A 12764-nucleotide genomic window follows, 5' to 3' on the forward strand; every position below is an offset into this window, starting at 1 on the left:
CTTGCCGACCAGCGCCTCAGCGCCGCCGGTGAAGGGGCTTTTACGGTTACCCAACAAAACCCGCAAGCAGTTTTTTGGAGAAAAGCGCATTTTTTCTATTAGCCCCTGAAAACTGTTTAACGACAGTGTGTTACGTTAAAAATTCTCTACTCACACCGGATTTCAGCCTCCGACATTGCGCCCCGCCCCACCTTTCCGAGCCAGCACGAGCATCTCTCGAGGACGAATCCGCCGCCACCAGAGATTCAGGCGCCTTCAACGAAGATCCCAAAGGGTCCCGGCGCGCACCGCCCTCTGCGACATCCTCCTGCGGTACGCTCCAGTATCCGGACCAAATTGCCCGGCCCCGATGGCAAGAGCGGTGGGCGCACCTTCCACACGGGCAGGTCTCAGACCAATTCACCGGTCGACATCTGCTCATATTTTGCGCTACGCGTTCAAATATGGACAACCCGACCTGGGACACTTGCATGCCGGACGATATCGACGCCAAAACTCATCCCGATTATTCGGTGCCGCCCGTCGTGCGGGCCCTTGCCGTTCTGCGCCACATCGCAGCCGGCAATCGTTGCCGCAACATGAGCAAGACGGCCAAGGACATCGGGATCAACCGAACCACACTGATCCGCCTGCTGGCCACCCTCGAAGCAGAGCGGATCATCGAGACCCTGCCGGACGACGGCGGCTATCGGCTGGGGACCGGCCTGATCGCCCTTGCGACAGAGGCGCTGAACGAACGCGGCCTGATCCCCACGGCCCGCCCGATCCTGGCCAAGCTGGTCGACCGCCTTAGCCTGTCGGCGCATCTGGGGATTCGCGAAGGGCATGAGATCATCTACCTGGCGCGCGAAACCCCGAATTCGCACCTGGCCAGCACCGTGCGCGAGGGCACCCACCTGCCCGCACATGCCACCACGATCGGGCGCATCCTGCTGGCGGAACTGTCCTCGGCGGATCTGCGGGCGCTGTACAGCGCGCACCCGCTGGAGGCCTACACGAACAAGACCCGCACCAGCCTGGAAGAACTCGAAAACCAGCTGGCCGAGGACCGGGCGCGTGGCATGTCGTGGAGCGTGGCGAACTTCGAACGCGAAATCGGGTCGGCCGCGGTGGCCGTCTACGATCACCAGGGGCGCGCCATCGCGGCCATCAACGTGACGGGTCACGTCAGCGCCTTTGCCCCGGACAGCCCGCAGGTCGCCCAGATCGAAGCGGACCTGAAGGCCGCCGCCCGGGAGATTTCAGAGGCGCTCGGCTATCGTGGCTGGGCCTCGGAACAGATCTAGGGGCGCGTCGGCAACGCGCCCCCGATCTCAGGTATAGCTATAGCCAAAGGACATGCCGAAGGCACCCGGTTTCAGCGCCCCGTTGCCCTGCCGCGCCCCGCGCAGCCAGAGACGACCATGCACCTGGGTCTCGGTCAGGTCGGTGTCGGCGGGCAGCGCCGCGTCCTGGCACCACAAGCCGCCCAGCCACTCGCTGTCGCGAAAGCTGGCCGGGCCTTGCATGGAGACCTGCGCCAATGAGCAGTTGCCATAGCCAACAGCACCTGAGAAATCCGTCCCGGCCTCAAAGCGCGCGCCATCAAAGCGGCCGATCCCCCGGAACTCGGCCCCCGAGAAGCGCGCCTCTCGGTCGAACCGCGCCCCTTCGAAACGGGCGTCATTCAGGAAAACAGCGCCGCTGAAATCGGCCAACCCGCCAAAGCGCACCTCGCGCAGCCAGCTGAGCCCAAGGAAGCGCGCGCCCTGCGCATCGATCCCGTCAGGGAACCTGGCACCGGTAAGGTCGAAGCCCGCGACCTCTAGCCCCGAGAGATCCAGCCGCCCCTCGCAGGTCACGCCACGCAGGTCGGCGTGTTCGCCGTGGCGCCAGGGGGCGGCGAGCCTTTCGCGCAGCTCCGCGGGGGTCATCAGGCCGCCTCGCCCAGCTTTTCCGACACATCGGCGATGACCGCCTCGGCCCAGGGAAAGGCGAGGTCCTCGGCCATGTCGCTGCCCGAGGCATCATGCGCCACACGTTCGCCCACCTGCTGAGCCCCATGCGCGATCATCAGTTCCGCCAGTTTCTTGGGACCGTGGTTGAAGGTCTCGTCGTATTCGCTGTCGCCCAGACCGAAAATCGCGAAATGGATCGCAGAGAGGTCGGGCTTGTCCGCTTCCATCGCATCGGCAAAGGGCTGCGCCGAGGCCGGCAGGTCGCCGTCACCGTATGTCGAACAGACCAGCAGGTAAAAGCATTCCGGGTCGAAGTCGCCGGGCGCGAAATCCTCTAGGTTCGAGAGGTCGACCTCGTGGTCTGCCTCGATCTCGGACTGGATATCCTCGGCCAGCATTTCTGCGTTGCCGGTTTCGGTACCGTAAAGGATGGTGATCTTCATTTCGTCGTCTCCCTTGCTCCTGCAACCCCGAGCATTGTCTCCCGGGTGGCGAGTTTGCTCCGGCAGCGCCCCTCGGGCGCGGCCTCTGTTTCGGCGGCGTCGATCCGGCACCAGCCGGAATAGTCCACCACCTGGTCAAGCCCGTCGAACACCGCGCCGCCCACCCGTGCGGGATCGGCGGAGAGGTCGTCGAGAATGACCGCAGCCAGCGCCTGTGCGTCGGCGCGGTTTTCCGGGATCGTGCCGCGCGGGCCGCGCCGGAACCATCCGGCGGCGAACAACCCGGGCGCCAGCCGCCCCGCTTCGGCATCCGTGGCGCCCGAGATCAGCGCATCGCGCGGCAGGCCCGGTGCCGCCTCGAACCCGATGGCGGTCAGGACGGATGTGCAGGGGATGAGCTCTTCGCCCGTCTCCGTGTCGAAACGAACGGTTTGTGCCCGGCCTTCCCCCTCGATCGCTTTCGGTGTCAGGCCAAACCGGAAGGTGATCAGCCTCGCCCCGGTCCAGTGCCCGTGGATCGCCGACAGCGCCTCTACTGTTTTCACCTCCGCCGGCTCGTCGCTTTCACCGGCGTCGACCACCTCGATCCGCACATCGGAGAGCTTGGCCAGTTCCTTGACCATAACAGCGTCGAACTTGGCCCGTACTGCGGGCGAACGTCCGGTGATGGTGATCGTCTCGATCCCGCTCTGGGCCAGCCAGCGGCTCGGCCCCTCACCCAGGTCAGAGCCATCCAGCTCCTCGGGTGCCTTGGCCAACAGCCGCAAGAGGTCGATGGCCACGTTGCCATTGCCCACGATGACAGGATGCGCGCCCAGGTCGGGCAAGTCCTCGGCTTCCGGATGCTCGAAGAGCGCGCGGGTCAGTCGACCGGCGCCAAAGACACCCGGCAGGTCGTCGCCGGGCACACCCAGTTTGCGGTCCGATGACAGGCCCGCCGCCAGAACCACGGCATCATAGGCCGCGCGCAGATCCTCCAGCGTCACGTCCCGCCCGATCGACACGTTTCCAAAGAACCGCGCGCCCTGGCGTTCAAAGACCCGCGCAAACTGGCGGGCGACGCCCTTGGTCCCCTGGTGATCGGCGGCAACGCCATAGCGGACCAACCCATAAGGCACAGGCAACTGGTCGATCAGGTCGACCTGCAGGTCAGGCGCCTTCTTCAGCAGCGCCTGCGCGAGGTAGCACCCCGAGGGCCCGGCGCCGACGATGGCGATCTTGCCGCTCATGACGCCTCCATCGCGGCACCGGCCCAGGGATGGGGCGCACCGCTCAGATCCGTGTAAAAACTCTTTTGCGTCATGTAGGCGCGCAGGCCCTGCCGGCCCTTTTCGCGCCCGACGCCGCTGTCCCCGTCACCGCCGAAAGGCGTCGAGATCGAGAACTGCTTGTAGGTGTTGTGCCAGACGGTCCCCGCCTTTATTGCGCTGCCGATGCGCCAGGCGCGCGGGAAATCCCGCGTCCAGATCCCGCAGGCGAGGCCATAGTCGTTGTCATTGGACATGGCGATCACATCCGCCTCGTCGTCAAAGGGCATGACGACCAGCACCGGGCCGAATACCTCTTCGCGGCAGATACGCGCCGTGTTGTCGACCCCGGCAAGGATTGTGGGCAGGTAGTAGCTGCCTGTCTCATACTCGGCCCCCTCGGGCGCGGCACCACCGCAGAGCAATTCCGCCCCCTCGTCCAGCGCACGCGCCACATGATCGGCCACTTCGGCCCGGTGGTCCTTGTGGATCAGCGGGGCCACCTGCGTTCCGGCCTCGAAGGGATGCCCCACCTTCAGCGCGCGGGTCGCGGCCACCAGCCGCTTGACGAAACCATCGTAGATGGAGCGTTCCACGAAGAGGCGTGACCCGGCGATGCAGCTTTGTCCCGAGGACGAGAATATCCCGAACAGGATACCCGCAATCGCCTGATCCATATCCGCATCGGCAAAGACGATGGTGGGTGACTTGCCGCCAAGTTCCAGGCTGACGGGGATCAGTTTCTCCGCCGCCTTGCGCGCCAGGGTCCGGCCCGTCGACGTGCCGCCGGTAAAGCTGACCTTGGCGATGTCGGGATGTTCGACCAACAGGTTGCCGATCTCGCGCCCCGATCCCGGCAGGACCGAGAACAGCCCCTTGGGCAGCCCGGCCTCATCGGTAATCCGCGCCAGTTCCAGCGCCGTCAGCGGCGACCAGGACGCCGGTTTCAGGATCACCGCATTGCCCGCAGCCAGCGCCGGCGCGACCTTTTGCGCATCCGAGGCGATGGGAGAGTTCCACGGCGTGATCGCGGCGACCACGCCTAGCGGCTCATGCACCGAAAGCGTCATGGCGCTGCCCCTCTGCGCGGTCAACTCGTCATCCATTGTCTCGGCCACGGCGGCGAAATAGCGGAAGGTGCCCGCCGCAGATGCCGCCAGCGCGGCGGTTTCGGTCAGCGTCTTGCCGGTGTCCCGCGATTGGATGCGCGAAATACGCGCCGCATTTGCCTCGATCCCGTCGGCGATGCGGTACAAAACCCACGCCCGTTCAAAGGGTTTCAGCGCGCCCCAGGCGGGCTGCGCCGCCTTGGCCAGCGCAATCGCTTCTTCACCATCAGCGGTCGACGCCCCGCGCAGCACGCGGTTCACCGTGCCGTCCGCCGGAAAGACGGATGTGATCTCGGCCCCCTGCCCCTCGCGCCATGTGCCACCAAGGTAAAGCCGCCCGTCCGGCAGTGTCGTGTCCATCATGTTCATCAGATCACCACTGGGTTCATGCGGTTCCGGATCTCTCGCAGGACCGAGTAGACCGTCGAAACGCTGGTTTTCACGTTGCCCGCCGAGGGCAGGTTTTCGATTTCCATCGAGTAGTTCGCCACCGGGGAGCGGACGTCATAGGCATGCATGTTGCCCGATGCTGCCGGGTCCGCGATCAATTCCACCCGGGTCGCCTCGAAACCCGCGCCCGCCAGCGCCAGGGCAGCGGCCACATTGGCATTCTTGGGAAAGGTCCGCGCCGCCTCGCGCGCCGAACCGCGAAAGAAGACCTCTCGCGTGGTCAGGCCGTCCAGGTCCAGCACATCCTCTGCCGGTGTCCCGGCCCAGGCCTTGGGCGGCTTGATGCCGCGATAGGTGACCTGCAGGTCCCCCGCTGCCGAAAGCGCCGATAGCAGATCCAGCCCGCCAACGGCCCCAGCGGGCAGGACGATCCGCGCCCCGCCCTCTTCCGCCGCCGCGCGCAACTGCGCCTCCAGCGTCGGATCCGACATGGCGCCGACCGAAACCTGCACCATGTCCACGCCCGCACGCAGGACCACCGGCCCGTGTTCGGACACCGCCGCATGGCCGGCGCATTCCACGACCAGATCAGGGGTCTCGGCCAGCAGGGCCTTGGCATTGGTCACCACGACCGCCCCGGCCGACGCGGGCACGCTGCCCTCGCGGCCCGGACGCACCAGCACGGCCAGATGCGACGGGGCAAGCCCGGCCTTTTGCATCAGGTCCAGCAGCGTGGCGCCGATGTTGCCAAAGCCGATCAGTCCAAGGCGCATGCCCTCAGTCCTCTTTCTGCGCGGCACCGGCGGGCGGTCCTGCAAAAGCTTCGGCAAAGGGGCCGATGGCGATCATGTCCACCTCGATCAGCTGCGGCCCCTCGGCCGCCAGCGCCGCATCAAGCGCGGACTCGAACGCGTCAAGCGCGCTGACCTTGCGGTGCGGCAGGCCGATGGAGGCGCAGAAGGTCCCGAACTCGGGCACGCGCAGCGCGGAATAATGTCGGCGGCTGTCGTATTGCGCATCCTGGATATTCTGGATCACGCCATAGGCCTGGTCGTTCATCAGGACATAGACCAGCGGCGCCTTTTCATCGACAGCGGTGATCGCCTCGGCCAGTCCCAGCATCGTGCCGCCATCACCCAGAAGGGTGATCGCCTTGCGCCCTTCACCACAGGCCAGCGCCGCACCGATCCCCATCGAGACGCCCTGCCCGATGCCACCGCCCAGCGCGTGCACGCCCTGCGTCGGCGCGCTGAGCCGCACATAGCGGTTGCCGAAGGTCGAGTTGGAAATGGTCACGTCACGCACCCAGGCATGGCCGCCTTCGACGACCTTGGCGCTGAGCGTGTCGGCCACCGAGGAATAATGGCCCAGCCGGTCGCGCAGCGCGCCTTCTGCCTTGGCGCGCGCCTTGGCGATGTCAAAGCCCAGGTTCGGGTCTGTGTCGAGTTTCGCAGGCAAAAGCGCCAGCACCCGCGCCAGCGTATCCGCCGCGTCGCCATGCGCAAAGAGGTCCACCGGATAGTTGCGCCCGCCCTGCGAGGCATCCGCGTCGATCTGGATCAGCGGCTTGGGCAGAGGCATCTCGTTGTTGCGGGTCTCGTTCCCCCGTAGGCGCGAGCCGATAACGATCATCAGGTCACAGCTCTGGTACAGCTCAACCGCCTCCGGCCCCATGTTGAAGGCGCCCAGCGTGCCCGGCTCTTCTTCGGAGACCACGCCACGACCGTTGGTCGAGGACACCACCCCGACACCGCGCCGCATCAGTTCCGCCGCCTCGGCCACGGCGCCACGCGCCCCGCCGCCCAGCCAGATCAGCGGGCGCTTGGCCTGCTTCAAGTGCGTGGCGATTTCCTCGATCACCGCGTCGGACACGCGAGGCATAACCGGCACCGGGGCGAATTGCGGTCCCTGCGGCGCCGCAAGGCTGCGCTGCACGTCCACCGGGATCTCCAGCGACACCGGACCGCTGGGCGCCGACAGCGCCGAAGACACGGCAGCCGTCATCGCACCGATAGCGCCATTGGCATCCCACATGCGGAACACCGCCTTGGAGACACCGCGCAGCATCTCGGGCTGGCGCGGCACATCGTGGATCGCGGCGCGGTCACGGTCGGCATAGGCCAGGTCGACCTGGCTGGTGATGTGCAAGACACGGCTGCCGGCGGTCAGCGCCTCGGCCTGGGCGCCGGCGGCATTGCCCGCCGCGGTTCCGGTCGAGGTCAGGCAGACGCCAAGCCCCCCGGAAACGCGGGCATAGGCATCGGCCATGTTCATCGCGCCCGCCTCGCCCCGCGCGGGGACAAAGCGGATACGGCCCTGACGCGCCACCGCGTCGAGGATCGGCATGTTGTGGATCGAGATGACGCCGAACATGGTGGTGACGCCCACGTCCGCCAGGTAACGGGCAATAAAATCGCCGACCGTCTCGGTCTGCTGAATCGGTTCGTGTTTCATACCCATCTCCCTAGATGTGCCGTGCCAGGCCGCCCGAAACGTCAAGCTGGGCGCCGGTGATGTAACTGGCCGCGCGCGAGCCAAGGAAGGCAATCGCGTTGGCGGCCTCTTCGGGGTCGCCGAGACGGCCCATCGGAATGCCTTTCTTTTCGGCCAGCGCGCCGTACCAATCGGCGCGGCTGACGCTCTGGTCCTCACGCGCGGCAAAGCGGCGAGTCCATTGGCCGGATTCGATCAGCCCCATGAGGACCGAGTTCACCCGCACCTCGGGGGCCACTTCGACGCTGAGCGATTTCAGCATGTTCTGGACGCCCGCGCGGGCCGAGGAGGTGCAGACCATGTGCGGCTCTGGCTGGTAGGCCAGCAGCGAGTTCACCGCGACGATGGCCCCCTGCGCCTCGCGCAGCATCGGCAGAAAGGCCCGGACAGGCAGCACCTGGCTGAAGATCTTCAGCTCGTATTCGTCGCGCCAGTCCTGATCACTGGTCTCGGCGAAACTCGACAGCCGCCCCTGGCCCGCGTTGTTCACCAAGAGGTCGCAGCGCCCAAAGGTCTGTTTCACCTCATCGGCAAAGCCGTTCACCTCTTCCGCGTCCAGCACCGAAAAGGCACGCGACAACACCCGGTCCTCACCGAAGTCGCGGCGCAGCACGCTGGCCACATCCTCCAGCCTGGAGGCGTTGCGCGCGCAGAGCGCCACCTTGGCGCCCGACCCCAGCAGGACCCGCACGGTGGCCAGGCCAATGCCCGAGGACCCGCCGGTGACAACCGCCACCGATCCATCGTATCCGAAATTCATTCCGCTGCCCCCCGGTTACGTGTCGCCAGCTCCGGCCAGCCCGGATCGGGCCGCCCCTGCATCACCGCGCGTTGTGCCGGTGTCGGCGGACCGGCGGTCATCCAGCGGTCCATCAGCTCGGGATTGTCGCGCGGCCAGACCTGCGCCTCGTGCGTGGTCTCGTCGATCTGCTGCAGTTCCGAGGTGAACTCGATCACAAAGCCCGAGGGCGAGACGAAATAGGCGAAGGGGTTGTTGCCCGGTCCGTGACGGCCCGGCCCCCATGTCGGCACATGCCCCTTCTGCTTCATCCGGCCGATGGCGCGCATGAATTCGTCGATGGTCGGCAACTCAAAGGCCACGTGATTGACGCTGGCATAATGTGCGCGGACCAGCGCGATCGAATGGTGATCGGTGTTGCAACGCAGGAAAACCATCTGGTCGGCGGAATAGTCCGAGGTCCGAAAGCCAAGGACCTCTTCGTACCAGGCCTGCACGCCCTCCATGTCCGGTGTGTTCAGGACCACATGGCTGACCTTTTTCGGCTTGGACCAATCCGGTTCCTCGGCCAGATGCCGCGCCTCGGCGCGAAACCGCAGGCGGCGCATGTCCGGGTCGAGGACCTCGAACCCGTAGCCGCCGGCCCAGTCGTCGAACTCCGCAGGCGCACTCAGCACCTCTGCCCCCTTGGCCACGCATTGCGCGTGCAGGGCGTCGGTTTGCGCGCGGTCGGGCATGGCGAAATGCACGTATTCGATGCCAAAGACATCGCCCTCGGTCAGGCCATACAGAAAGGGCTCTGTTCCGGTGCCGCGCAACAGCGCAGTGCCGTCGTCGCTATGGGCCAGTTTCAGGCCCCACATGTCCTCGTAGAAGGGCAGCGTTTCCGCCAGGCCCGGGCCGCGCATCATGATGCCGCGCAGACTGCCGGTGCGGATCTGGGTCTCGCTCATCGGGGTTCCTCCTTCGTTGCGGCCTGTCAGCCGGCTGTCTCTGTGTGCACGGCCAGCGCGGCGGCGAATGCCGCGGGGGCCTGCAGGTAAAGCGCGTGCCCCGAGTCGGGCACGATGGTCAGGCGGCCTTGCGCGGCGCGATGCAGCGCGGCAAAGGCGCGGCGGGCGCCGTCGGGCGGCGTGACCACATCTTCGGCGCCGACGATCACGTCGGTCGGCACCATCAGGCGTTCGGCATCGTCCAGCAGCCGGCCCGAGGCCAGCATCCGCGCGGCTTGGCCATAGCCGGGCAGCGTAACCTGCGACATGGCCGCCTGTACCTGGGCGACGAGGCCCGGGTTGTCCTCGGGCGCGTGGACCAAGCGGGCAGCGCGCAGGGCGGCAAACTTCTCGGCGCCAAGGCGCTGAAGGTCGTCGATCCTTGCCTGTGCGGCGGAACTCAGGTTTCCGCCACGGGGAACGCCGTGGCCCAAAGCGGGCGATGCCAGGACAAGGCGGCTGACCCGGTCGCGGTGTGCAGCGGCAAAGGCGGCGCCCATGAGCGTGCCCAGCGAATGCCCCGCCAGCATGATCCGGCGCAGTCCCAGCGCATCGCAAAAGCTTTCCAGCGCGCGCGCATAGTCGCTGGCCAGCGGCCAGTCGATCTCCAGCGGCGCGGAGCCGCCATAGCCCGGCGCGTTCCAGGCGATCACCCGGCGGCCCGCATCGATGTGATCCAAGAGCGGCGTAAAGGAAGCCGCCTGCGATCCGATGCCATGCAACAGGACCAGTGGCTCGCCCTCGCCCGTACGTTCGAAATACTCGATCCCGGCGGCGCTGTTTCTTTCCCACCCGGTCATTTGAACACATACCCATTGTTGACGGGCAGCACTTGCCCGGTGAGCGTCAGCGCCCCTTCGCTCAGCAAAAAGGCCACCACGTCCGTGATCTCTCCCGGCGCCTGCGGCCCGGGGACGGCACGGCCGTCGGAATACTGGCGGTGGCGCGCCTCGGGGACATAGTCGGTGGACTCGGTGGTCAGGATGCCCGGCGCCACGGCACTGACACCCACCCGGTCCTTGCCCAGTTCGCGCGCCAGCGAGCGGGTCATCGACATGACCGCCCCCTTGCTGGCGACGTAGGACATGAGGTTGGGCGCGCCCCAGAGCGCGGTATCCGAGGCGACGTTGACCACCCGGCCCGACCCGGACGCGCGCAGCAGCGGCGCGGCGGCGCGGGTCATCAGCCAGGTGCCGCGCACGTTCACACGCTGCACCAGGTCCCAGCTGTCGATTTCGATCTCTTCGAAACCGATGCCGCCGATGCCGGTGGCGATGGCACCGTTGTTGACCAGCCCGTGCAGCTTGCCGCCCGTGGCCTCTGCCATCGAACCCGCAAGCGCGGTGATCGAGGCCGGATCGCCCAGGTCGACAGGCAGGAACTGCGCGCCGACCTCCTTGGCGGTGGCGCGGCCCTCGTCCTCGGCGATGTCCGCCAGGATCAGCTCCGCGCCGTGGCCCGCGAGGCAGCGGGCGATTTCCGCCCCCAGACCCCGCGCCGCGCCGGTCAGCAGGATATGACGTCCTTGCAGCATCATCACTCTGCCGCCACGCTGTCCTGCTTGAGCTCCGCCTCGACCTGGGCCTTGGCGGCGCGGGTCAGGATCTGGCGGATGCGGCTGACGCCAAGGTCATGCTGGTACAGCATCTCGCGCTTGCGGGCGTCGTCGGGCATGCCTTCCAACATCACCCGGTCCTGTTCCAGAACGTCCCAATGGGTCTTTTCCATCTTTGCGCGATAGAGGAAGCGCCAGCTTTCACGCGCCATCCCCTCGACCTCGCGCATACGCCAGAAAAAGACCTTGGTGGTATGCTCGTCCATCGGAGTCACAAAGCCGATGATGCGGAACACGCCGCCCGGCCCCGCCGCCGGCGGATAGGGGATTTCGAGGAAACAGAACATGTCGCCCTGGTAGACCTCGAACTCGGTCCAGTCGAAATTCTCGCCGGTCTGGCCGACGCGTTCGATCCGAAAGCCATTGTCGGTCTTGTCCAGCTTCATCAGGTCCTGCTTGGACCCGTAGGCAAGGGTAAAGCTTTCGGCATGCAGGTAGCAGCCGTGCATCGGGTCGGCGAGGTTATCCAGCGCGTAGCGATAGTTCGATTCCCAGACCGAGGTGCAGAGGAAGCCGGACCATGCGTCATCGTTCATGACGTCGGGCATCACCAGCTCGGGCGCCTCGGGACGGTCGACGGAGGGGACATAAACGAAGACCGCGTCGTTCGCCTCTGTCACCTGGAAAGACTTGACCGCCTTGCGGCCCTCAAGCGCGCATTCCGGCATCGCGGGCACCTGGACGACGACGCCGTCGCCGTCCACGACCACGCCGTGATAGCGGCAGGCGACGTGGCCCTCGTGGACCTCGCCGTAGGACAGCGGCGCGCCGCGGTGCGGGCAGAAATCCTCGATACAGCGCAGCTTGCCCGAACCGTCGCGCCACAGGACGATCTTGTCGCCCAGCAACTTGGTGCCATAGGGGCGCGAGGCCTTCACCTCGACCGACTTGCAGACCGGGTACCACTGGCCGCGCAGACCTTCGTTCACGCGCTTTTCGATCAGGGCTTTCTTGTCGATGGCAGTCATTGTCTTACTCCCTTGGGAATGCGTCCGCCGCTCAGCCGTGGGCCTTGGGCAGGTAGTGGAGAACACGCTCTTCGATGCGCACGAGGGCCGAGTAGAGCACGAAGCCGATCACGGTCAGCAGGATGATGGCGTTAAAGACCATCGCGGCATTCGCCTGTCCGCCGCCGTAGGAAATCAGGAAGCCGAGGCCGGTGTTACCACCCACCAGTTCGCCCACGGTCACGCCGATCACGGCCAGGGTGGAGGCGATGCGCAGGCCGGCCATCAGGTTCGGCACGGTCGAGGGCATCTCGATCTTCCAGAAGATGCCGAAGCGCGACAGGTTGTAGGCACGGGCCAGGTTGATCAGGTCGCGGTCGACGGTGCGCATGGCCTGCAGCACGTTGACGAGGACCGGAAAGAAGACGATCAGCACCGTCACCAGCAGCTTGGGGATCGAGTTGTAGCCGAACCACATGATGAAGAGCGGGGCAAAGGCGACCTTCGGCGCGATCTGCAGCGCCAGGATGTAGGGCGACAGCACCTTTTCCCAAAAGGCCGACATGCCCAGAAGGTAGCCCAGGACCGCGCCCAGCAGGCTGCCGATGGCAAAACCCAGCACGGTATAGAGAGCGGTGGAAACGATATGCGCCCAGAGCCCCTCGAAGGCCCACATGCGCTGGAACTCGACCAGGCAGTCGCTCAGCGTCGGGATGATGAAGCGGGGCACTTCCAGCGCCGGCGGCAGGATTTCCCAGGCCAGCAGCACAAGCGCGAGCAGTGTCAGGCTGACGATCGTGGTCATGTGGCGCTGCGCCATGCGGGCTCTCCCGGGTGCGGTTTTCGGTTTGG

At 66.3% G+C, this 12764-nt stretch carries 13 protein-coding genes; 1 reads left to right on the forward strand and 12 read right to left on the reverse strand.

Annotation, left to right across the window (positions count from 1 at the left end; all coding sequences use genetic code 11):
• The first annotated feature begins 470 nt into the window (after positions 1-470).
• The gene (locus KZZ07_RS17660; protein ID WP_219516155.1) at positions 471-1286 is read left to right on the forward strand and encodes an IclR family transcriptional regulator; all 816 of its coding nucleotides are present in this window, start codon (positions 471-473) and stop codon (positions 1284-1286) included.
• Positions 1287-1313: 27 nt separating this feature from the next.
• Here KZZ07_RS17660 and KZZ07_RS17665 read toward each other — a convergent pair whose 3' ends face one another.
• The 12 genes from KZZ07_RS17665 to KZZ07_RS17720 are packed head-to-tail and all read right to left on the reverse strand — an operon-like array spanning position 1314 to position 12732.
• Positions 1314-1913, reverse strand: a complete 600-nt coding sequence (locus KZZ07_RS17665; protein WP_219516156.1) for a pentapeptide repeat-containing protein — start codon at positions 1911-1913, stop codon at positions 1314-1316.
• Entirely contained in the window at positions 1913-2380 is a 468-nt protein-coding gene (locus KZZ07_RS17670; RefSeq protein ID WP_219516157.1) for a flavodoxin domain-containing protein, read from the reverse strand. The genes KZZ07_RS17665 and KZZ07_RS17670 overlap by 1 nt, the downstream gene beginning before the upstream one ends.
• Complete coding sequence (locus KZZ07_RS17675; RefSeq protein WP_219516158.1) at positions 2377-3609, reverse strand: FAD-dependent oxidoreductase; 1233 nt, start codon at positions 3607-3609, stop codon at positions 2377-2379. Before KZZ07_RS17675 ends, KZZ07_RS17670 begins: the two co-directional genes overlap by 4 nt.
• On the reverse strand, positions 3606-5105 hold the full coding sequence (locus KZZ07_RS17680) for an aldehyde dehydrogenase (protein ID WP_255564430.1): 1500 nt from the start codon (positions 5103-5105) through the stop codon (positions 3606-3608). Before KZZ07_RS17680 ends, KZZ07_RS17675 begins: the two co-directional genes overlap by 4 nt.
• Positions 5105-5899, reverse strand: coding sequence for an aspartate dehydrogenase (locus KZZ07_RS17685; protein ID WP_219516159.1), 795 nt, complete (start codon positions 5897-5899; stop codon positions 5105-5107). Before KZZ07_RS17685 ends, KZZ07_RS17680 begins: the two co-directional genes overlap by 1 nt.
• Positions 5900-5903: 4 nt before the next feature.
• Complete coding sequence (locus tag KZZ07_RS17690) at positions 5904-7580, reverse strand: thiamine pyrophosphate-binding protein (RefSeq protein ID WP_219516160.1); 1677 nt, start codon at positions 7578-7580, stop codon at positions 5904-5906.
• 10 nt (positions 7581-7590) lie between these two features.
• Positions 7591-8379, reverse strand: a complete 789-nt coding sequence (locus tag KZZ07_RS17695) for an SDR family oxidoreductase (protein ID WP_219516162.1) — start codon at positions 8377-8379, stop codon at positions 7591-7593.
• On the reverse strand, positions 8376-9311 hold the full coding sequence (locus KZZ07_RS17700) for a VOC family protein (RefSeq protein WP_219516164.1): 936 nt from the start codon (positions 9309-9311) through the stop codon (positions 8376-8378). Before KZZ07_RS17700 ends, KZZ07_RS17695 begins: the two co-directional genes overlap by 4 nt.
• Positions 9312-9337: 26 nt before the next feature.
• Entirely contained in the window at positions 9338-10150 is an 813-nt protein-coding gene (locus KZZ07_RS17705; RefSeq protein ID WP_219516166.1) for an alpha/beta fold hydrolase, read from the reverse strand.
• Complete coding sequence (locus KZZ07_RS17710) at positions 10147-10887, reverse strand: SDR family oxidoreductase (protein WP_219516168.1); 741 nt, start codon at positions 10885-10887, stop codon at positions 10147-10149. The genes KZZ07_RS17705 and KZZ07_RS17710 overlap by 4 nt, the downstream gene beginning before the upstream one ends.
• A complete protein-coding gene (locus KZZ07_RS17715) occupies positions 10887-11933 on the reverse strand; it encodes a Rieske 2Fe-2S domain-containing protein (protein ID WP_219516170.1) in 1047 nt (348 codons plus the stop codon). Before KZZ07_RS17715 ends, KZZ07_RS17710 begins: the two co-directional genes overlap by 1 nt.
• Before the next feature lie 31 nt (positions 11934-11964).
• Positions 11965-12732, reverse strand: coding sequence for an ABC transporter permease (locus tag KZZ07_RS17720; protein ID WP_219516171.1), 768 nt, complete (start codon positions 12730-12732; stop codon positions 11965-11967).
• Between the last annotated feature and the right edge of the window lie 32 nt (positions 12733-12764).

Origin of the sequence: Mameliella sp. CS4, from assembly GCF_019392335.1 — a bacterium.
GTDB lineage: Bacteria > Pseudomonadota > Alphaproteobacteria > Rhodobacterales > Rhodobacteraceae > Antarctobacter.

Coding starts and splice junctions, on each gene's coding strand:
- KZZ07_RS17710 (WP_219516168.1), bottom strand. CDS start 10,887: ATGATGCTGCAAGGACGTCATATCCTGCTGACCGGCGCGGCGCGGGGT.
- KZZ07_RS17675 (WP_219516158.1), bottom strand. CDS start 3,609: ATGAGCGGCAAGATCGCCATCGTCGGCGCCGGGCCCTCGGGGTGCTAC.
- KZZ07_RS17660 (WP_219516155.1), top strand. CDS start 471: ATGCCGGACGATATCGACGCCAAAACTCATCCCGATTATTCGGTGCCG.
- KZZ07_RS17680 (WP_255564430.1), bottom strand. CDS start 5,105: ATGAACATGATGGACACGACACTGCCGGACGGGCGGCTTTACCTTGGT.
- KZZ07_RS17705 (WP_219516166.1), bottom strand. CDS start 10,150: ATGACCGGGTGGGAAAGAAACAGCGCCGCCGGGATCGAGTATTTCGAA.
- KZZ07_RS17670 (WP_219516157.1), bottom strand. CDS start 2,380: ATGAAGATCACCATCCTTTACGGTACCGAAACCGGCAACGCAGAAATG.
- KZZ07_RS17690 (WP_219516160.1), bottom strand. CDS start 7,580: ATGAAACACGAACCGATTCAGCAGACCGAGACGGTCGGCGATTTTATT.
- KZZ07_RS17685 (WP_219516159.1), bottom strand. CDS start 5,899: ATGCGCCTTGGACTGATCGGCTTTGGCAACATCGGCGCCACGCTGCTG.
- KZZ07_RS17720 (WP_219516171.1), bottom strand. CDS start 12,732: ATGGCGCAGCGCCACATGACCACGATCGTCAGCCTGACACTGCTCGCG.
- KZZ07_RS17700 (WP_219516164.1), bottom strand. CDS start 9,311: ATGAGCGAGACCCAGATCCGCACCGGCAGTCTGCGCGGCATCATGATG.
- KZZ07_RS17665 (WP_219516156.1), bottom strand. CDS start 1,913: ATGACCCCCGCGGAGCTGCGCGAAAGGCTCGCCGCCCCCTGGCGCCAC.
- KZZ07_RS17695 (WP_219516162.1), bottom strand. CDS start 8,379: ATGAATTTCGGATACGATGGATCGGTGGCGGTTGTCACCGGCGGGTCC.
- KZZ07_RS17715 (WP_219516170.1), bottom strand. CDS start 11,933: ATGACTGCCATCGACAAGAAAGCCCTGATCGAAAAGCGCGTGAACGAA.